This window comes from Streptomyces sp. NPDC052101 (assembly GCF_040680235.1).
Lineage (GTDB): Bacteria > Actinomycetota > Actinomycetes > Streptomycetales > Streptomycetaceae > Streptomyces.
On record NZ_JBFAWH010000001.1, the window covers coordinates 534,204 to 552,928 of the forward strand.

General features: G+C 71.4%; 18 protein-coding genes. 16 read left to right on the forward strand and 2 right to left on the reverse strand.

The features are described 5' to 3' along the window. Positions 1-171: 171 nt before the first annotated feature. Positions 172-1,137, reverse strand: coding sequence for an AraC family transcriptional regulator (locus AB0L75_RS02345; RefSeq protein ID WP_365174156.1), 966 nt, complete (start codon positions 1,135-1,137; stop codon positions 172-174). Positions 1,138-1,218: 81 nt separating this feature from the next. On the opposite strand from AB0L75_RS02345, the gene AB0L75_RS02350 reads away from it, so the two are divergent. After that, positions 1,219-2,187, forward strand: coding sequence for an NmrA family transcriptional regulator (locus AB0L75_RS02350; RefSeq protein ID WP_365174159.1), 969 nt, complete (start codon positions 1,219-1,221; stop codon positions 2,185-2,187). 147 nt (positions 2,188-2,334) lie between these two features. On the opposite strand, the gene AB0L75_RS02355 is transcribed toward AB0L75_RS02350, so the two are convergent. Then, positions 2,335-3,531 carry a YihY/virulence factor BrkB family protein gene (locus tag AB0L75_RS02355; RefSeq protein WP_365174162.1) on the reverse strand — a complete coding sequence of 399 codons (1,197 nt, stop codon included), beginning with the start codon at positions 3,529-3,531 and terminating at the stop codon, positions 2,335-2,337. A 131-nt stretch (positions 3,532-3,662) separates the two neighbouring features. On the opposite strand from AB0L75_RS02355, the gene AB0L75_RS02360 reads away from it, so the two are divergent. The 15 genes from AB0L75_RS02360 to AB0L75_RS02430 all read left to right on the forward strand — a co-directional run bounded on the left by AB0L75_RS02360 (position 3,663) and on the right by AB0L75_RS02430 (position 18,695). After that, a complete protein-coding gene (locus AB0L75_RS02360) occupies positions 3,663-5,300 on the forward strand; it encodes an acyl-CoA dehydrogenase family protein (RefSeq protein WP_365174165.1) in 1,638 nt (545 codons plus the stop codon). Between the two features lie 343 nt (positions 5,301-5,643). Then, complete coding sequence (locus tag AB0L75_RS02365) at positions 5,644-6,930, forward strand: GAF domain-containing protein (RefSeq protein ID WP_365174168.1); 1,287 nt, start codon at positions 5,644-5,646, stop codon at positions 6,928-6,930. Positions 6,931-7,105: 175 nt separating this feature from the next. Then, complete coding sequence (locus AB0L75_RS02370) at positions 7,106-8,440, forward strand: hypothetical protein (RefSeq protein ID WP_365174171.1); 1,335 nt, start codon at positions 7,106-7,108, stop codon at positions 8,438-8,440. Between the two features lie 142 nt (positions 8,441-8,582). Then, positions 8,583-9,155, forward strand: coding sequence for a GNAT family N-acetyltransferase (locus AB0L75_RS02375; RefSeq protein ID WP_365174174.1), 573 nt, complete (start codon positions 8,583-8,585; stop codon positions 9,153-9,155). A gap of 152 nt (positions 9,156-9,307) precedes the next feature. Further along, positions 9,308-9,391, forward strand: coding sequence for a putative leader peptide (locus AB0L75_RS02380; protein ID WP_309486338.1), 84 nt, complete (start codon positions 9,308-9,310; stop codon positions 9,389-9,391). Positions 9,392-9,517: 126 nt separating this feature from the next. Continuing rightward, the gene (locus AB0L75_RS02385; protein ID WP_365174176.1) at positions 9,518-11,215 is read left to right on the forward strand and encodes a nitrite/sulfite reductase; all 1,698 of its coding nucleotides are present in this window, start codon (positions 9,518-9,520) and stop codon (positions 11,213-11,215) included. After that, positions 11,212-11,394, forward strand: coding sequence for a hypothetical protein (locus tag AB0L75_RS02390; protein ID WP_365174178.1), 183 nt, complete (start codon positions 11,212-11,214; stop codon positions 11,392-11,394). The genes AB0L75_RS02385 and AB0L75_RS02390 overlap by 4 nt, the downstream gene beginning before the upstream one ends. Next, the gene (locus tag AB0L75_RS02395; RefSeq protein ID WP_365174180.1) at positions 11,391-12,110 is read left to right on the forward strand and encodes a phosphoadenylyl-sulfate reductase; all 720 of its coding nucleotides are present in this window, start codon (positions 11,391-11,393) and stop codon (positions 12,108-12,110) included. Before AB0L75_RS02390 ends, AB0L75_RS02395 begins: the two co-directional genes overlap by 4 nt. 26 nt (positions 12,111-12,136) lie before the next feature. Continuing rightward, on the forward strand, positions 12,137-12,673 hold the full coding sequence (cysC, locus tag AB0L75_RS02400; RefSeq protein WP_365174868.1) for an adenylyl-sulfate kinase: 537 nt from the start codon (positions 12,137-12,139) through the stop codon (positions 12,671-12,673). After that, on the forward strand, positions 12,670-13,614 hold the full coding sequence (gene cysD, locus AB0L75_RS02405; protein WP_365174183.1) for a sulfate adenylyltransferase subunit CysD: 945 nt from the start codon (positions 12,670-12,672) through the stop codon (positions 13,612-13,614). The genes cysC and cysD overlap by 4 nt, the downstream gene beginning before the upstream one ends. Before the next feature lie 2 nt (positions 13,615-13,616). Then, positions 13,617-14,951, forward strand: coding sequence for a GTP-binding protein (locus AB0L75_RS02410; RefSeq protein ID WP_365174186.1), 1,335 nt, complete (start codon positions 13,617-13,619; stop codon positions 14,949-14,951). A 217-nt stretch (positions 14,952-15,168) separates the two neighbouring features. After that, entirely contained in the window at positions 15,169-16,269 is a 1,101-nt protein-coding gene (locus tag AB0L75_RS02415; protein ID WP_365174189.1) for an aliphatic sulfonate ABC transporter substrate-binding protein, read from the forward strand. Between the two features lie 12 nt (positions 16,270-16,281). Beyond that, positions 16,282-17,085 carry an ABC transporter ATP-binding protein gene (locus AB0L75_RS02420; protein ID WP_365174192.1) on the forward strand — a complete coding sequence of 268 codons (804 nt, stop codon included), beginning with the start codon at positions 16,282-16,284 and terminating at the stop codon, positions 17,083-17,085. After that, positions 17,072-17,956, forward strand: a complete 885-nt coding sequence (locus tag AB0L75_RS02425) for an ABC transporter permease (protein ID WP_365174194.1) — start codon at positions 17,072-17,074, stop codon at positions 17,954-17,956. The genes AB0L75_RS02420 and AB0L75_RS02425 overlap by 14 nt, the downstream gene beginning before the upstream one ends. 1 nt (position 17,957) lies before the next feature. Beyond that, positions 17,958-18,695, forward strand: a complete 738-nt coding sequence (locus AB0L75_RS02430; RefSeq protein ID WP_365174196.1) for a sirohydrochlorin chelatase — start codon at positions 17,958-17,960, stop codon at positions 18,693-18,695. Positions 18,696-18,725: the final 30 nt, after the last annotated feature.

Genomic DNA, 18,725 nt, shown 5'->3' on the forward strand with positions numbered 1-18,725 from the left:
GAAGCGGTGCCGGGCGGATCGGAGCACGGGTGGAGAAGCGGGTGGAAGACAGGTGGATGGCTGATGGGATCACCGGGCCACGGTCTCCATCGTCCCGTCTGCACCCGGGAGTGGAGACGCGCGGCGCGGCTCTCAGGGGCAGCCCTCAAGGTCGCGTCTCAAGGTCGCGTCTCAAGGCGAACCTGGTCGGCCCTGGCGGCCCTGGCGGCCCGCGCGGTGTTCCTGCGGGCTCACTCCGTACACGCGCTTGAAGGCGGTGGAGAGGGCGAAGGCGCTGCCGTAGCCGACATGGCGGGCGATGCTGTCGAGGGTGAGGTCCGTTTCGCGCAGGCGGTCGGCGGCCAGGGCGAGCCGCCAGCCGGTCAGGTAGGACATCGGGGGTTCGCCGACGAGGTCGGTGAAGCGGCGGGCGAGGGCCGCGCGGGACACCCCGGCCTTGGCGGCGAGCGCGGCCACCGTCCATGTGTGCCCCGGGTCGCCCTGGAGCAGGCGCAGCGCACGGCCGACGACCGGGTCGGCCAGCGCCCGGTACCAGGCGGGGGCCGCCCCCTCGGGGCGGGAGAACCAGACTCGTAGCGCGCTGATGAGCAGCAGGTCCAGCAGGCGGTCCAGGACGACCTCCTGGCCGGGTTCGTCGCGCACGATCTCCTCGGCCAGCAGGGGCGTGAGCGGGCAGTCCCACACCTCGGCGGGGAGGGTCACCAGCGGCGGCAGGGCGTCGAGGAGGCGGCCGTGGATCTCGCCGCGCATCAGATAGGTGCCGATCAGCATGATCGTGCCGGCGTCGGGGCGGTCGCCCCAGGTGCGTACCCCGAGGTCCATGGAGCCGTTCAGGGAGGTGCCGTCGGGGTAGCGGCACTCGCCGCCGGGCAGGATCAGCGCCTGCGGGGCGGTGTCCGGCTCGTCGCCGCAGGTGTACGGGTCCGGGCCGCGCGCGATCGCCAGGTCTCCGGGGCCGAGCCGCACCGGCACGCCGTCGCCGTCCGGGGTGATGCAGGCGGTGCCGCGCGCCATGAGCATCACGGTCAGCGGCGCTTCGTCCGCCACGCGCACCGCCCACGGCGGGTCGAAGCACGCCCGGATCATGAAGGCGCCACGCGCGCGTGGACCGTCCAGCAGTCCTGCGAGTGCGTCCATGGGGGCAGCGTAGACGCACGCTTATGGGCGCGAGCGGCTCGGCGATGTCGACCGGCCCCGTACGGCAGTTGACTGCCGGACATGACGCAGAACTCACAGAACACGCAGCACACGCAGGGCATGCACGGTATGCAGGACATGCAGGACGTGCGGAGCCGAGGGAACACGTCGGCCTCGACAGCGGAATCGACGACAGTGCCGACAGTGGTCTCGACGACGGCCTCGACGACGGTGTCGACCGTGGTGGTGACCGGTGCGTCCGGCCGTACGGGCAGCCGGGTCGCGGCGGTGGCGCGGGCGGCGGGCCTGACGGTGCGTGCCGCGTCGCGCGCACGGGGTTTCGACTGGCAGGACCGGTCGACCTGGGAGCCGGTGCTGCGCGGCGCGGACGCGGCGTACCTGGTGTACCCGACGGATGTGGGCGCTCCGGACGCGCCCGAGGCGGTCGGGCGGCTCGCCCGTGCGGCGGTGGGGCTCGGGGTACGGCGGCTGGTGCTGCTGTCGGCCCGCGGCGAGGAGCAGGCCCTGCCGACTGAGGAGGCGCTGGCGGGGTCGGGGGCGCAGTGGACGGCCGTACGGGCCGCGTGGTTCGCGCAGAACTTCAGCGAGGGGCCGCTGTTGGAGGAGTTGCGGACGGGTGGGGAGCTGGTGTTTCCGGGCGGAGAGGTGCGGGAGCCGTTCGTCGATGTGCGGGATGTCGCGGACGTGGTGGTGGCCGCTCTCACCGGCGGCGACCGGTATGCGCGGCGGGCGCTGGAGGTGTCCGGGCCGCGCCTGCTGACCTTCGATGAGGCGGTCGCCGAGGTCGCGGCGGCGACGGGGCGGGAGCTGGCGTACCGGGCGGTGTCGCCGCGGGACTACGGGGAGCGGCTGGCCGGGTTCGGGGTGCCGCCCGAGGAGGTGGAGTTCCTGGTGGAGCTGTTCACGTCGCTGCTCGACGGGCGGAACGCGCATGTCTCGGACGGTGTGCGGCAGGTGCTGGGCCGGGCGCCGCGGGACTTCGGGGACTACGCGCGGGAGGCCGCGGCGGCGGGGGCGTGGACGGTCTGATGACGGCGGTGCGGGGTCCTGCCCGGGGGCAGGGGCAGGCCGTGACGCGCTGCCGAGCCGCGCTCTGGCCGACATGCGGATACGTGCCAGGTCGGCACGTACGTACGTGCCGACGCACCGCCACCCGCGTCCCACGGCACGTACAGGTCACTTCCCCTGCTGTGCCGTCCCGCTGTCCCCGCCCGCCTCGTGCGGGTGCCGGCCATTGGCCTTGTGCCCGTGGGGGGCGGCGTGGTGGGCGGCGTGCTTGGCGTGGGTGCGCAGGCGGGCCGTGACGTCTTCCGGGGGCAGGAAGCGGGACCAGCGCTCGGGGAACTCGGAGGGCATGTCGGGGTCGTCCGGGTCGGTTTCCCGGGCGGCGGCGGCCCAGGCGACGTACTCGGCGACCTGGGCCTCGCGGATCCGTTCGTTCGCGGCGCGGGCGGCGGCGGTGGCGGCGGCGGGCCAGACCCGGTCGATGGCGGCGTTCACGGCCGCGCCGACGAGGACGGCGAAGGCCGACACGCCGATCCACAGGAGTACGGCGACGGAGGCGGCGAGGGAGCCGTAGATGGTGGCGCCCTCGATGGTGTGGACGAGGTAGACCCGCAGGAGGACGCTGCCGAGGACCCACATGGCCAGGGCGACCAGGGCGCCGGGCACGTCCTCGATCCACGGGGAACGGACAGGCACGGAGACGTGGTAGAGGGTGGTCAGGAAAGCGATCGACAGGACGATGACGACCGGCCAGTACAGGACCTGCACCACCGTCTCCGACCAGGGCACCACCCGGACCACCGCGTCCGGGCCCGCCACCATCAGCGGCAGCGCGACCGAGCCGATCAGCAGCGCCACGATGAACAGCAGGAACGACATCATCCGCGTCTTCACGATGCCCCGGACGCCGTCGAGGCCGTACATGACGGTGATGGTGTCGATGAAGACGTTCACCGCGCGGGAACCCGACCAGAGGGCGAAGAGGAAGCCGATGGAGATGACGTCGGGGCGGCCCTTCATCACGTCGTGCAGGATCGGCTCGGTGATGTCCTTCACGCCCTTGTCGGACAGGACCGTCCGTGAGGCGTCGAGGATGTTGGTCTCCAGGCTGCTGATGGTGTGGGCGCCCGTCCAGGTGTCCACATAGGCGAGCAGGCCGATGAGGCAGAGCAGCAAGGGCGGCACGGACAGCAGCGTGAAGAAGGCGGCCTCGGCCGCCAGGCCGAGGATGCGGTACTCCATGCAGGAGTTGACGGTGTCCTTGAGCAGCAGCCAGGCGGTCCTGCGCTTGGAGACGTTCCGGTAGAGGGCTCTGGCCCGGTGGAGGCGACCGGCGGGCCGCTCGGGGGGTTCACTTGCTGGCTGCACGACCCAAAGGTATCCGCAGGACCGGACCGCCCTCACCTTCCGGGGCGGGCGATCGTTTCCGGCGCGGCCGGTGGTGCCGCTGTGCCACTCTGGAGGCCATCATCGCCGCCGTCCCGGGTAGGTTCGCAATCATGGCAGGCACCTCTACCCACACCGTGACGAACCAGCCGCCCCCGCTGGTCGGCTATGACGTCTTCGCCGCCGACCGGGCCCTGGTGGAGGCCGTCGCGCGGTACACGGGTCCGGACGACCTCGACGAGGTGCGTGCGGAGCTGTCCGTGCTGGGGCGCTCCGCGGGCTCGGCGCAGCTGCAGGAGTGGGGGGTGCAGGCGAACGAGCATCCGCCCCGGCTGCGTACCCATGACCGGTACGGCCACCGGATCGACGAGGTCGACTTCCATCCGGCGTGGCACCGGCTGCTCGGCAAGGGTGTCTCGGCGGGGCTGACGGCTGCCTGGAACCGGCCGTCGGGGCATGTCCGCAGGGCTGCCGGTTTTCTGGTCTGGACCCAGGTCGAGGCGGGGAACTGCTGCCCGCTGTCGATGACCCATGCGGCCGTGCCCGCGCTGCGTGCCGATTCCGGGCTCGCCGCCGAGTGGGAGCCGCGGCTGACGTCCACGATCTACGACCGGGAGCTGCGGCCCGCGCCGCAGAAGTCCGGCGCACTCTTCGGCATGGGCATGACGGAGAAGCAGGGGGGCAGCGATGTCCGCGCGAACACCACTCAGGCCCGGCCGCTCGCCGAGGCGGGCGCGTACACGCTGACCGGGCACAAGTGGTTCTGTTCGGCGCCGATGTCGGACGCTTTCCTGGTGCTCGCGCAGGCGCCGGGCGGACTGACGTGCTTCCTGGTCCCGCGCGTGCTGCCGGACGGTTCCCGTAACGTCTTCCTCATCCAGCGGCTGAAGGACAAGCTGGGCAACCGTTCCAACGCCTCCGCGGAGGTGGAGTTCGCCGGCACCTGGGCGCGCCGGGTCGGCGAGGAGGGGCTCGGGGTGCGGACCATCATCGGGATGGTCGCGGCGACCCGGCTGGACTGCGCGCTGGGGTCGGCGGGCCTGATCCGGCAGGCGGTGACGCAGGCGATCCACCACTGCACCTACCGGGAGGCCTTCGGCGGCCGGCTGGTCGACAAGCCGCTGATGCGCAATGTCCTCGCGGACCTCGCACTGGAGTCGGAGGCCGCAACCGCCCTCGCCCTCCGGCTCGCGGCCGCCTACGACGACGGCGGCGAGCGGGAGCGTGCCTTCCTGCGGCTGGCGGTGCCGGCCGCCAAGTACTGGATCACCAAGCGGTGCGCGCCCGTTGCGGTCGAGGCGGCGGAGTGCCTGGGCGGAAACGGTTACGTCGAGGAGTCGGGGCTGCCCCGGCTGGTGCGGGAGTCGCCGCTGAACTCCGTCTGGGAGGGGGCCGGGAACGTCCAGGCGCTGGACGTGCTCCGGGCGCTGCAGCGGGAGCCGGGCGCGCTGGACGCCTGTCTGACCGAGATCGGCCGGGCCCACGGCGCCGATCACCGTCTGGACCGGGCCGTGAAGGACCTCTTCACCGAACTCGCCGATCTGGACGCCGCCGAGGGCCGGGCCAGGCGGCTCGTGGAACGCCTCGCGCTGGTCCTGCAGGGGTCGCTGCTGGTCCGCCATGCGCCGCCGGAGATCGCGGACGCCTTCTGCGCCTCCCGCCTGGGCGGCGACCACGGCGCGTCCTTCGGCACCCTGCCAACGGGCCTGGATCTGAAAGCGGTTGTGGAGCGAGCGCGCCCGATCTCCTGAAGCCCGCGGCCGTCCACGCGGGTGAGGCCGTACCCCCTGCCGCGCGGCGGCCGGATCTCCGGCGAGGGTGGTGCTGCGCCGACACGGCACCACCCCCACCACCTGGGCCAGTTGAAGCCCGCGGACGCGAAGGCGCGTCGGGGTCAAGTCTCGGCCACCTTCGGACCGTCCACCAGGGTTGCAGGGGGTTGCAACTTGTCGGGGCACGTGCGCGGAGTGTGTGCCTCCGGCCTGCTCGGAGCGGCAGTATGAGAGGAACAGCCGGACCGGAAACCGCCGCCCGGACGGCTTGACAAGTATGTTCGAAGCCCTTTCCGGGAGGACTCCCGTGGTGAACCCGCCGATGAACGTGGCGCGCCTGGCCGCCGTGGACGCGACGCGGGCGGCGCGACTGCTGAGCGAGGCACGCGACGCCACACTCGCCGGTAGACGTGCGAAGATCACACCGCGTCCGGTGATCGAGCAGTCCTGGGGACGGATGCTGCGCAGCGGTGTCGATCCCGATCACGACTTCAGATCCGGGCTGCTGCCCTTCGACGAAGTGCGGCGCCGGCGCGAGGAGTCACCGCTGCGGCATGTGCTGCCGGTGCTGCGGGAGGGGCTGCTTTCGGTCGCCGATGTCGCGCAGCACATCATGGTCGTCGCGGACGCCGACGGGCGGGTGCTGTGGCGGGAGGGGGCGCCGCCGGTGCTGCGCAAGGCGGACGGCCTGGGCTTCGAACTCGGTGCGGACTGGCGGGAAGACGTCGTCGGCACCAACGGTGTGGGCACGCCGGCGGTGGTACGACGGCCCGTGCAGGTCTTCGCCGCCGAGCACTTCGTCCGCTCGCACGCCTCCTGGACCTGTACGGGCGCGCCGATCACCGATCCCAGGGACGGGCGGCTGATCGGTGTCGTGGACGTCAGCGGCCCGCTGGAGACCATGCATCCGGCGACGCTCGCCTGGGTGGACTCGGTGGCCAAGCTGGCCGAGGCGCGGCTGCGGGAGCTGCATCGGGACTCGCTGGAGCGGCTGCGGTCGGTGGCGGCGCCGGTGCTGGCCCGGCTGGAGGGGCGGGCGCTGGTGGTGGACCGGGACGGCTGGACGGCGGCCGTGACCGGGATGCCGTACGTACGGCGGATCGCGCTGCCCAAGTCGCTGGCGCCGGGCCGCCGGTGGCTGCCGTCGCTGGGTTCGTGCGCGGTGGAGCCGCTGGCCGGGGGCTGGCTGCTGCGGGCGGCGGAGGAACCACTCGGCACCGCCACACGGATCGTGCTGGACCTGGCCAGGCCGGGCCGGGGTACGCTGACCGTGTCCGCTTCGGCGGGTTCCTGGTCGCGTGAACTCAGTCCCCGGCACGCCGAGTTGCTGTATCTGCTCGCCGCGCACCGCTCGGGCCGGGGGGCGGCGGCCCTGGCCGAGGATCTGTTCGGGGATCCCTCACGCACAGTGACGGTTCGGGCCGAGATGTCGCGGATCCGACGGTATTTCGGGGAACTTCTCCAGCATCGGCCGTATCGTTTCCGCGAGGACACGGAGATCGAGGTGCTGCTCCCCGACGACCCTCGTGACCTGCTGCCTTCCTCGACGGCACCGGCGATCGCGCGGCGGCGGACGGCCGCGCCGGGCGACGGACCCGCGGCCCGGTGAGCGTGTCTTCCGCATATTTGCGGGGTCTCGGCCCTGCACGGGCCGTTGCTGCCGTAGCATCCCTTAAGGGCTTCCCCAGCCGCTCCTTACGTCAACATACTGATCGACAGGCGCAGTTGGACCGCCACCGGCCCGCGCGCCACAGCGGCGAAGGAGCCCTGGAAGAGGGGACGAGATGAAGCATCGCGGCAGACACCGGCGGCGTCGGCGCGGCGCCGCACTGCGTGCGTTTCTGACCGGGACCGCGCTGGCGCTCACCGCGGCCGCCACCCTGATCAGCGCCTCCCAGGCGGACGTCACCGACAGCCCCGGCGCGCTCAAGCCGCTCTCCTCCCCGGCGGACACCGCCCCGCTCCGGCTCCAGGAGCGGCTGGTGCCCGCGCGCACACTGGACCGGCTGTCCGCCGCGATGGGCCGCCCGGTCGGCGTGGACGCCGTCGTGGCGAACGCCGACCGCGCGATGCGCGCGTCCGCCGACTGTTCCGCCGCCGACCGCGCGTCCCTGCCCGTGACGCCGTCCGTCGCCCGCGCCTACTGCTGGGACACGGCCGACTCCGCCGGCAGCGACTGGCGGCCGGCGTCGGTGACCACGTCCGGGGACGCCGACGACGACGGCGTCTGGGGCAGCCACCGGGTCGTCCTCGCCGGCTGGACCCACAGCACCACCGCCGGCCGCGCCGCCGAGCGGGGCCTGGCCAGGGTCGCCTTCGTGGACGCCGACGACCCCGGCCGCCTCGCCTACCGTTGGGTGCTGCTGGTGGTTCCGGTCGACGGCGGCCGGGACTACCGGGGCCTGTCCTCCGCGGTCTCCGGCATGGTCTGGTACCAGGGCAAGCTGCTGGTCACCACCAGGACCGGCAGCGCCGACGCGCTCTATGTCTATGACGTCGACCGGATCCAGCGCACCAACGTCGACGGGCCCGCGATCGGCCGGGTGCCCGGCGGCTGGTCCGCCGACGGCTACCGGTATGTGATGCCCGCGGTCGGCTCGTACCGGTTCACCGGCGGCCGCTGCGCCCGCTCCGGCCCGCCCTGCCCCGGCGCGCTGGCCGTCGACCGGGGCACCGTGCCGGACAGCCTGGTCGCCGCGGAGTGGACCGAGCCGGACGGCGCCCGGAACGCCCGGCTGTGGCGGTATGCCTTCAGTACGGCTCCGGGGCGCGGCGGGCTGCTCGGCACGGACACCGCGGGCCGCGTGCAGCCGGAAGAGGCGTACCGGACCCGGGCGGCCGGGATCCGGGGTGTGCTGTCGTACCGGGAGCCCGGGGCGGACGACACGTCCTGGTATATGGGACGTCTGCCCGGCTCACGGGACGGACACGGCGGGCTGTGGCGGCAGGACGTCGCGGGGTCGAGTGCGGCCCGCTGCGGCGCGGACGGCTCGCACCGCTGCTGGGCGCAGTCGACGGGGTCCCTCTCCTACTGGCAGGAGACGGGCGAGGTGTGGTCGCTGTCGGACCACATGCTCTTCGTCCTGCCCCTGGCCGAGCTGGACCGGTCGGTGGGGTGACGGGTCCGAGCCCACGGCGACCGAGGCCGGCTCCGGTATGACCGGGAAGTCGACCGATGGTCCGCTCCGGCGTGACCGGTGTCCGCTGCTGCGTGACGTCGGCGATCGACAGGGTGGGGGGCGGGATGATTCCCTGGCCCGCATGAGCAGCGTCCCTGTCACCACCTGGTCCCTGGAGCAGACGTCCCCGGCGAGCCTTCTGCCTGCCGCCACGCCCGAGGGCGACGTCCGGATCGTCCGTGCCGAGGTGCCCTCCCCCGAGTTCAGCCGCTTCCTGTACGCCTCGGTCGGCGGGGACATCCACTGGACCGACCGGCTGGGCTGGACGTACGCGCGGTGGCAGGAGTATCTGGACCGGCCCGGCGTGGAGACCTGGGTGGCCTACGACCAGGGCACCCCGGCCGGCTATGTGGAGCTGGAACCGCAGGACGAGGGCGTGGTCGAAATCGTGTACTTCGGGCTGCTCCCGGCCTTCCGCGGCCGGCGCATCGGCGGCCATCTGCTGTCGTACGGTACGGCGCGCGCCTGGGACCTGGCCGAGCGGTGGCCCGAGCGGACGCCGACGAAGCGGGTGTGGCTGCACACGTGCAGCAAGGACGGCGATTTCGCCATGGACAACTACCGGCGGCGCGGCTTCACCCTGTTCGACACCAAGGTCGAGCCGGAGCCCGAGACGGCGGCGCCGGGGCCCTGGCCCGGGGCGTACCCCGTCTGACGTCCCTGCTGATACTGCGCTTGGCCTGCCCGGGACAAGCCCTCCTGCGGCGCATGTGAGCGACGACACCCTTGTCCCATATTCCGGGACAAGGGTGTCCGCATTCTGGATAAAGCTGGACTGTGTCCAGATCGCCGTGACACGCTTCCGTCATGTCTGGAACTGGAATTGCCTTGGTGAGTCGGCGGCACGTCGACCTCGGCCGCATGTCCAGCGCCATCTGTCCGGCGAGCTGACCGCCCCAGCACCGCCGAGAGCCCCCGCACCTGATTCCCCTTGCGCAAGGACGCGCACGCCTGCCCGCGTGCGCGCATTTTCGCAGGTCAGAGCTGATTCCCACCGGTCCCGAAGGACGTAGAACCATGGCCGCCACTCCACCGAACCCCGCCGCCTCCGCGCCCCGCCGCAAGGTGAGCCGTCACCGCGGTGAGGGTCAGTGGGCTGTGGGTCACTTCACCCCGCTCAACGGCAATGAGCAGTTCAAGAAGGACGATGACGGTCTCAATGTGCGGACACGCATTGAGACGATCTACTCCAAGCGCGGCTTCGACTCGATCGACCCGAACGACCTGCGCGGCCGGATGCGCTGGTGGGGGCTGTACACCCAGCGCAAGCCCGGTATCGACGGCGGCAAGACCGCCGTGCTGGAGCCGGAGGAGCTGGACGACTCGTACTTCATGCTGCGGGTGCGCATCGACGGCGGCGCGCTCACCACAGAGCAGCTGCGGGTGATCGGCGAGATCTCCCAGGAGTTCGCGCGCGGCACCGCGGACATCACCGACCGGCAGAACGTGCAGTACCACTGGATCCGGATCGAGGACGTGCCCGAGATCTGGGAGCGCCTGGAGGGCGTGGGCCTGTCCACGGTCACCGCCTGCGGCGACACCCCGCGTGTGATCATCGGCTCCCCGGTGGCGGGCATCGCCGAGGACGAGATCATCGACGCCACGCCGGCGCTGGAGGAGATGAAGCGCCGCGTCCTGAACAACAAGGCGTACTCGAACCTCCCCCGGAAGTTCAAGACGGCCATCTCGGGCTCGCCGCTGCTGGACGTCGTGCACGAGATCAACGACGTGGCGTTCGTCGGCGTACGGCACCCCGAGCACGGCCCGGGATTCGACGTGTGGGTCGGCGGCGGACTGTCCACCAACCCCAAGCTGGGTGTGCGGCTCGGCGCCTGGGTGCCGATCGACGAGGTCCCGGACGTCTACGAGGGCGTCATCTCGATCTTCCGTGACTACGGCTACCGCCGGCTCCGCACCCGCGCCCGGCTGAAGTTCCTCGTCGCCGACTGGGGCGCGGAGAAGTTCCGGCAGGTGCTGGAGGACGAGTACCTCCAGCGCAAGCTGACCGACGGGCCCGCCCCCGAGCAGCCCGTGCAGCAGTGGCGTGACCACATCGGTGTGCACCGGCAGAAGGACGGCCGTTACTACGTCGGTTTCGCGCCGCGTGTCGGCCGCGTCGACGGCGCCACGCTCACCAAGATCGCCGATCTCGCGGAGGCACACGGCTCGGGCCGGGTGCGCACCACCGTCGAGCAGAAGATGATCGTCCTCGATGTCGAGCAGGACAAGGTCGACTCGCTGGTGGAGGGCCTGGAGGCGCTGGACCTCACCGCGCGGCCGTCCTCCTTCCGGCGCGGCACCATGGCCTGCACCGGCATCGAGTTCTGCAAGCTCGCCATCGTCGAGACCAAGCAGCGCGGCTCGCAGCTGATCGACGAACTGGAGCGCCGTCTGCCGGACTTCGACGAGCCGATCACCATCAACCTCAACGGCTGCCCGAACGCCTGCGCCCGTATCCAGGTCGCGGACATCGGTCTCAAGGGCCAGCTGGTCCTCGACGACCGGGGCGAGCAGGTCGAGGGCTACCAGGTGCACCTCGGTGGCGCCCTCGGCCTTCAGGCGGGCTTCGGCCGCAAGGTGCGCGGTCTGAAGGTCACCGCGGAGGAACTGCCCGACTACGTCGAGCGGGTGCTGAAGCGGTTCCAGGCCGAGCGCGAGGACGGCGAGCGGTTTGCCACCTGGGCGTCCCGGGCTTCCGAGGAGGCGCTGTCGTGAGCGAGCGTGCCGCGCCTTTCTACTGCCCCTACTGCGGCGACGAGGACCTGCGTCCGGGCGAGCAGGGTCACGGCGCCTGGGAATGCGGGGCGTGCAACCGCGCATTCCAGCTGAAGTTCCTCGGGCTGCTCGCCCGGGGGCTGCAGCGGGTCGACAACGGAGGGGACGACCGGATATGACGACCGCCCAGGAACAGCGTACGACCGAGGAGTTGAAGGCGCTCGCCGAGCAGGCGGGCCGCGACCTGGAGGAGGCCTCCGCCCTGGAGGTCCTGCAGTGGGCGGTCGACACCTTCGGCACGAAGTTCTGCGTCACCTCGTCCATGGAGGACGCCGTCGTCGCCCATCTCGCCTCGCGCGTGCGGAAGGGCGAGGCGGCCGTGGATGTGGTCTTCCTCGACACCGGTTACCACTTTCCGGAGACCATCGGCACCCGCGACGCCGTCGAGGCCGTGATGGACGTCAACGTCATCACGCTCACGCCGAAGCAGACGGTCGCCGAGCAGGACGCGGAGTACGGCCCGAAGCTGCACGACCGCGACCCCGACCTGTGCTGCGCCCTGCGCAAGGTGAAGCCGCTGGAGGAAGGTCTGAAGGGCTACCAGGCGTGGGCGACCGGCCTGCGCCGCGACGAGTCCCCGACCCGGGCGAACACCCCGGTGGTCGGCTGGGACGAGAAGCGGCAGAAGGTCAAGATCTCCCCGATCGCCCGCTGGACGCAGGACGACGTGGACGCCTACGTCGCCGAACACGGCGTACTGACCAACCCGCTGCTGATGGACGGCTATGCCTCCATCGGCTGCGCCCCGTGCACCCGCCGGGTCCTTGAGGGCGAGGACGCGCGGGCCGGCCGCTGGGCCGGGCGGGCCAAGACCGAGTGCGGGCTGCACGGATGACGACTCACGACAAGCAGGAGAACCACGTGACCACCGGAGCCACCGTCTGGCTCACGGGTCTGCCGAGCGCCGGCAAGACCACCATCGCGTACGAGCTGGCCGGCCGGCTGCGCGCACAGGGCCACCGCGTCGAGGTGCTCGACGGCGACGAGATCCGCGAGTTCATCTCGGCGGGCCTCGGCTTTTCCCGCGAGGACCGGCACACCAACGTGCAGCGCATCGGCTTCGTCGCCGAACTGCTCGCCCGCAACGGCGTGAAGGCACTGGTCCCGGTGATCGCCCCGTACACGGACAGCCGGGACGCGGTGCGGGGGCGGCATGCCGAGAACGGCACGCCGTACCTGGAGATCCACGTGTCGACGCCGGTCGAGGTGTGCTCGGTGCGGGACGTGAAGGGGCTGTACGCCAAGCAGGCCGCGGGCGAGCTGACCGGGCTGACCGGGGTCGACGACCCGTACGAGGAGCCGGAGGCGCCCGACCTGCGGATCGAGTCGCAGCACCAGAGCGTGCAGGAGTCGGCGGCGTCGGTGTACGCCCTGCTGAGCGAGAGGGGACTGGCATGACGACCGTCGCCAAGGCCGCGACCGGCGGCGAGGGCACGGACAGCCCGTACGCCCTGTCGCATCTGGACGCGCTGGAGTCCGAGGCGGTGCACATCTTCCGCGAGGTGGCCGGCGAGTTCGAGAACCCGGTGATCCTGTTCTCCGGTGGCAAGGACTCCATCGTCATGCTGCACCTGGCGCTGAAGGCGTTCGCGCCGGCCACGGTTCCCTTCTCGCTGCTGCATGTGGACACGGGCCATAACTTCCCGGAAGTCCTTGAGTACCGGGACCGTGTGGTGACCGCCCATGGGCTGCGCCTCCATGTGGCCTCCGTCCAGGACTACATCGACCGCGGTGTGCTCAAGGAACGTGCCGACGGCACCCGTAACCCGCTGCAGACGCTTCCGCTGACGGAGAAGATCCAGAGCGAGAAGTTCGACGCGGTCTTCGGCGGCGGCCGCAGGGACGAGGAGAAGGCCCGCGCCAAGGAGCGGGTGTTCTCGCTGCGCGACGAGTTCTCCCAGTGGGACCCGCGCCGCCAGCGCCCCGAGCTGTGGAACCTGTACAACGGCCGGCACGCCCCCGGTGAGCACGTCCGGGTGTTCCCGCTGTCCAACTGGACCGAGCTGGACGTGTGGCAGTACATCGCCCGCGAGGGCATCGAGCTGCCCCAGATCTACTTCGCGCACGAGCGCGAGGTGTTCCAGCGGGGCGGGATGTGGCTGACCGCGGGCGAGTGGGGCGGCCCGAAGGACGGCGAGAGTACCGAGAAGCGGCTGGTGCGCTACCGGACCGTCGGTGACATGTCCTGCACGGGTGCCGTCGACTCCGACGCGACCACGCTGGACGCCGTGATCGCCGAGATCGCCGCCTCCCGGCTCACCGAGCGGGGCGCGACCCGTGCCGACGACAAGATGTCCGAGGCCGCGATGGAAGACCGCAAGCGCGAGGGGTACTTCTAGCCATGAGCACGACCACGACCGAGGCGCTCTCGGCCACCACGCTGCTGCGGTTCGCCACCGCCGGCTCCGTCGACGACGGCAAGTCCACGCTCGTCGGGCGGCTGCTGCACGACTCCAAGTCGGTCCTGACCGACCAGCTGGAGGCCGTGGAGCGGGCCTCGGCGAGCCGCGGCCAGGACGGGCCGGACCTCGCGCTGCTCACCGACGGCCTGCGCGCCGAGCGGGAGCAGGGCATCACGATCGACGTGGCGTACCGCTACTTCGCCACGCCCCGGCGCCGCTTCATCCTGGCCGACACGCCGGGCCATGTGCAGTACACCCGCAACATGGTCACCGGTGCCTCCACCGCCGAGCTGACCGTGATCCTCGTCGACGCCCGCAACGGCGTGGTCGAGCAGACCCGCCGGCACGCGGCGATCGCGGCCCTGCTGCGCGTCCCGCACGTCGTCCTCGCGGTCAACAAGATGGACCTCGCCGGATACGAGGAGACGGTGTTCGCCGCGATCGCCGAGGAGTTCACGGCGTACGCGACCGAGCTGGGCATCCCCGAGGTCACCGCGATCCCGATCTCGGCGCTGGCCGGTGACAACGTGGTGGAGCCGTCCGCGAACATGGACTGGTACGGCGGCCCGACCGTCCTGGAACACCTGGAAACCGTGCCCGTAAGCCATGACCTGGCACACTGCCACGCCCGGCTGCCCGTGCAGTACGTGATCCGGCCGCAGACCGCCGAGCACCCGGACTACCGGGGCTACGCGGGCCAGATCGCCGCCGGCACCTTCCGGGTCGGCGGGGAGGTCACGGTCCTGCCCTCGGGCCGGACGACGAAGATCTCCGGGATCGACCTGCTGGGCAAGCCCGTCGACGTGGCGTGGACGACGCAGTCGGTGACCGTCCTTCTTGAGGACGACATCGACGTCTCGCGCGGCGACCTCATCGTGCCGACGCAGGACGCGCCGCCCACCACGCAGGACGTGGAGGCGACCGTCTGCCATGTGGCCGACGCCCCGCTGACCGTCGGTCACCGGGTGCTGCTCAAGCACGGCACCCGCACGGTCAAGGCGATCGTGAAGGACATCCCGTCCCGGCTCACGCTGGACGACCTGTCGCTGCACCCGCACCCGGGGCAGCTGGTCGCCAACGACATCGGCCGGGTGAAGATCCGTACCGCCGAGCCGCTGCCGGTCGACTCCTACGCCGACTCGCGCCGCACGGGCTCCTTCATCCTGATCGACCCGAGCGACGGCACGACGCTGACCGCGGGCATGGTCGGCGAGTCCTTCGCCACGCCCGAGCCGGTCAAGGACCCGGCCGACGACGACGGCTGGGACTTCTGACCATGACGACAACCGACGTCTACTCGACGTTCGCGAAGGAGGGCGGCCGCATCGGCAGCGGCGCCCTCGGCAGCGGGCAGGGCGGAGTGGCGCGATGTGTGCGCTGACGTACGCGCACCGCTTGCGCGCCCTCACCCCCCACCGCCGTAAACCTGCCGACCTCCCGGCCACGACCTGAAAGACCGTGACCGCCGGGCCAACGAGAGGAACGCCTCCCGTGCCTGCCAAGCTCTTCCGTCGCGCGACAGCCGCGATCGCCGCACTCCCCCTGCTCACCCTGGCCGCCTGCAGTTACGGGTCCGAGGCCAAGAAGGACGACACCGCCAAGATCGCCGCCGGGGCCCAGAAGATCGACGGGCTCGACTCCGTGAAGATCGGTTACTTCGGCAATCTGACACACGCCACCGCGCTCGTCGCCAACCAGAAGGGCTTCTTCCAGAAGGAGCTGGGCGCCTCCAAGGCGACGTACCAGACCTTCAACGCGGGCCCGTCCGAGATCGAGGCCCTCAACTCGGGCTCCATCGACATCGGCTGGATCGGCCCCTCCCCGGCGATCAACAGTTACACCAAGTCCGACGGCAAGAGCCTCAGGATCATCGGCGGTTCGGCGTCCGGCGGGGTGAAGCTGGTCGTGAACCCGAAGAAGATCACGTCCCTGCAGGACGTCAAGGGCAAGAAGATCGCGACGCCGCAGCTGGGCAACACGCAGGACGTGGCGTTCCTCAACTGGATCGCCTCGCAGGGCTGGAAGGTCGACGCGCAGAGCGGCAAGGGCGATGTGTCGGTCGTCCGCACTGACAACAAGGTGACCCCGGACGCCTTCAAGTCCGGCTCCATCGACGGTGCCTGGGTGCCGGAGCCGACCGCGTCGAAGCTGGTCGCCGAGGGCGGCAAGGTGCTGCTGGACGAGGCGTCGCTGTGGCCGGACAAGAAGTTCGTGATCACGAACATCATCGTGCGGCAGGCCTTCCTCAAGGAGCACCCGAAGGCGGTCGAGGCGGTGCTGAAGGCCTCGGTCGAGGCCAACAAGTGGATCAACGCCAACCCGGACCAGGCGAAGGCTGCCGCGAACCAGCAGCTGGCGGCGGATGCCGGCAAGGCGCTGCCGGCGAAGGTCCTCGACCCGGCCTGGAAGTCCATCCAGTTCACCAACGACCCGCTGGCCTCGACCCTGAACACCGAGGCGCAGCACGCGGTCAAGGCCGGTCTGCTGGACAGCCCCAAGCTGGCCGGCATCTATGACCTCACCCTGCTGAACAAGGTCCTCAAGGCCGAGGGCGAGCCCGCCGTCGCGGACGCCGGTCTCGGCGTCAAGTAACCCCCGTAGCCGATGAGTTCCCAGGAGGTGACGACCATGGCCACGACGTTCGCCAAGGCCGCCGAGTCCATAGAGCACGCGGCGCGCATCGAGCACGTCTCGAAGTCCTTTCCTCATCCGGGCGGGCAGCAGCTCGTCCTGGACGACATCAGCCTCGATGTCGCGCCGGGCGAGTTCGTCACCCTCCTGGGGGCCTCCGGCTGCGGCAAGTCGACTCTGCTGAACCTGGTGGCGGGCCTCGACAAGCCCTCCGCAGGCAGCATCACGACGCATGGGCGGCCGGCTCTGATGTTCCAGGAGCACGCCCTGTTCCCGTGGCTCACCGCGGGCAAGAACATCGAACTCGCCCTGAAACTGAGGGGCGTGGCGAAGAACGAGCGGCGGGAGCGGGCCGAGCGCCTCCTCGCACTCGTCCGGCTGCAGGGCGCGTACGGCAAGCGGGTGCACGAGCTGTCCGGCGGTATGCGCCAGCGCGTGGCCATGGCCCGCGCGCTCGCCCAGGACAGCCAGCTGCTGCTGATGGACGAGCCCTTCGCCGCACTGGACGCGATCACCCGTGACCTGCTGCACGACGAGCTGACCCGGATCTGGGCGGAGACCGGAGTGTCGGTGCTGTTCGTCACGCACAACGTGCGTGAGGCGGTGCGGCTCGCGCAGCGGGTCGTGCTGCTGTCGTCCCGGCCGGGCCGGGTGGCGCGCGAGTGGCAGGTGGACATCCCGCAGCCGCGGCGCATCGAGGACGCGCCGGTTGCCGAACTGTCCCTGGAAATCACCGAAGTACTGCGTGGGGAGATCCGCCGCCATGGCCAGCACTGAGACGAAGACCGCCACGGACGCGGGAAGCGTCGAGGCGGGCCTGGACGCCCTGGAGACCGCGGTCACCTCCCGGGCCTCCTTCCGGCAGACCTTCGCCAACAAGATCCTTCCCCCGCTGGTCGCCACCGTCGTGGTGCTGGCGGTGTGGCAGGCGCTGATCTCCTTCAAGATCGTCGGCGATCCGACGAAGCTGCCGTCGCCCGCCGACGTGGCCGGCGAGTTCAAGAGGGCCTGGCTGCAGGGCACACTGCTCGACTACATCTGGACTTCCGTCTCACGCGGTCTGCTGGGCTTCCTGTTCGCGCTGGCCATCGGCACCCCGCTGGGGCTGCTGGTGGCCCGGGTGAAGTTCCTGCGTGCGGCCATCGGTCCGGTGCTGTCCGGTCTGCAGTCGCTGCCGTCGGTGGCATGGGTGCCGCCCGCGGTGATCTGGCTGGGCCTGAACAACTCGATGATGTACGCGGTGATCCTGCTCGGCGCGGTGCCGTCCATCGCCAACGGGCTGGTCTCCGGCATCGACCAGGTCCCGCCGCTCTTCCTGCGGGCGGGCCGCACGATGGGCGCGACCGGGCTGCGGGGGGCCTGGCACATCGTGCTGCCGGCGGCGCTGCCGGGCTATCTGGCCGGGCTCAAGCAGGGCTGGGCGTTCTCCTGGCGTTCGCTGATGGCCGCGGAGATCATCGCCTCCTCCCCCGACCTGGGCGTCGGACTGGGCGCGCTGCTGGAGAACGGTCGTAACGCCAGCTCCATGTCGATGGTGTTCGAGGCGATCTTCCTGATCCTGTTCGTCGGCATCGCCATCGACCTGCTGATCTTCAGCCCGGTGGAGCGGTGGGTGCTGCGCAGCCGCGGTCTGCTGGTGAAGGGCTGACATGCGCGCCCCGGTCCTGCTCGTCATCGCCCACGGCAGCCGCGATCCGCGGCACGCGGCGACCGTGCACGCTCTGGTGGAGCGGGTGCGGTCGCTGCGGCCGGGGCTGCGCGTGGAGACCGGTTTCCTCGATTTCAACGTGCCGTCCGTGCACGGGGTGCTGGAGTCGCTGGCGGCGGAGGGCGTCCGGGACGTCGTCGCCCTGCCGCTGCTGCTGACCCGTGCCTTCCACGCCAAGGCCGACATCCCGGCCGTGCTGCGGGAGGCGCCGGCGCGGCTGCGGATCCGGCAGGCGGACGTGCTCGGCCCGTCCCCGCTGCTGCTGGCCGCGCTGGAACGACGGCTGTACGAGGCGGGGTTGACGCCCGCCGACAAGTCCTCGACCGGGGTCGTACTGGCCTCGGCGGGGTCCTCCGACCCGGAGGCGATCGCAGTGATCGCCGACATCGCGCGGGAGTGGTGGCACACCGGTTGGTGCGCCGTGCGGCCTGCGTTCGCCTCCGCATCCCTGCCCCGCACCGAGGACGCCGTGGCCGAGCTGCGCGCCCTCGGTTGCGAGCGGGTCGCCGTCGCGCCGTACGTCCTGGCCCCGGGCTTCCTCCCGGACCGTATCGCGCGGGGCGCGGCCGGGGCGGACGTGCTGGCGGATGTGCTCGGTGCCGCGCCCGAGGTGGCGCGGGTGCTCCTGGACCGCTACGACGCGGCAGGCCGGCCGGCGCTGGCGGCACTGGGCGCCTGACGGTTCCGGTCCGGCACGCCGCGCCACACG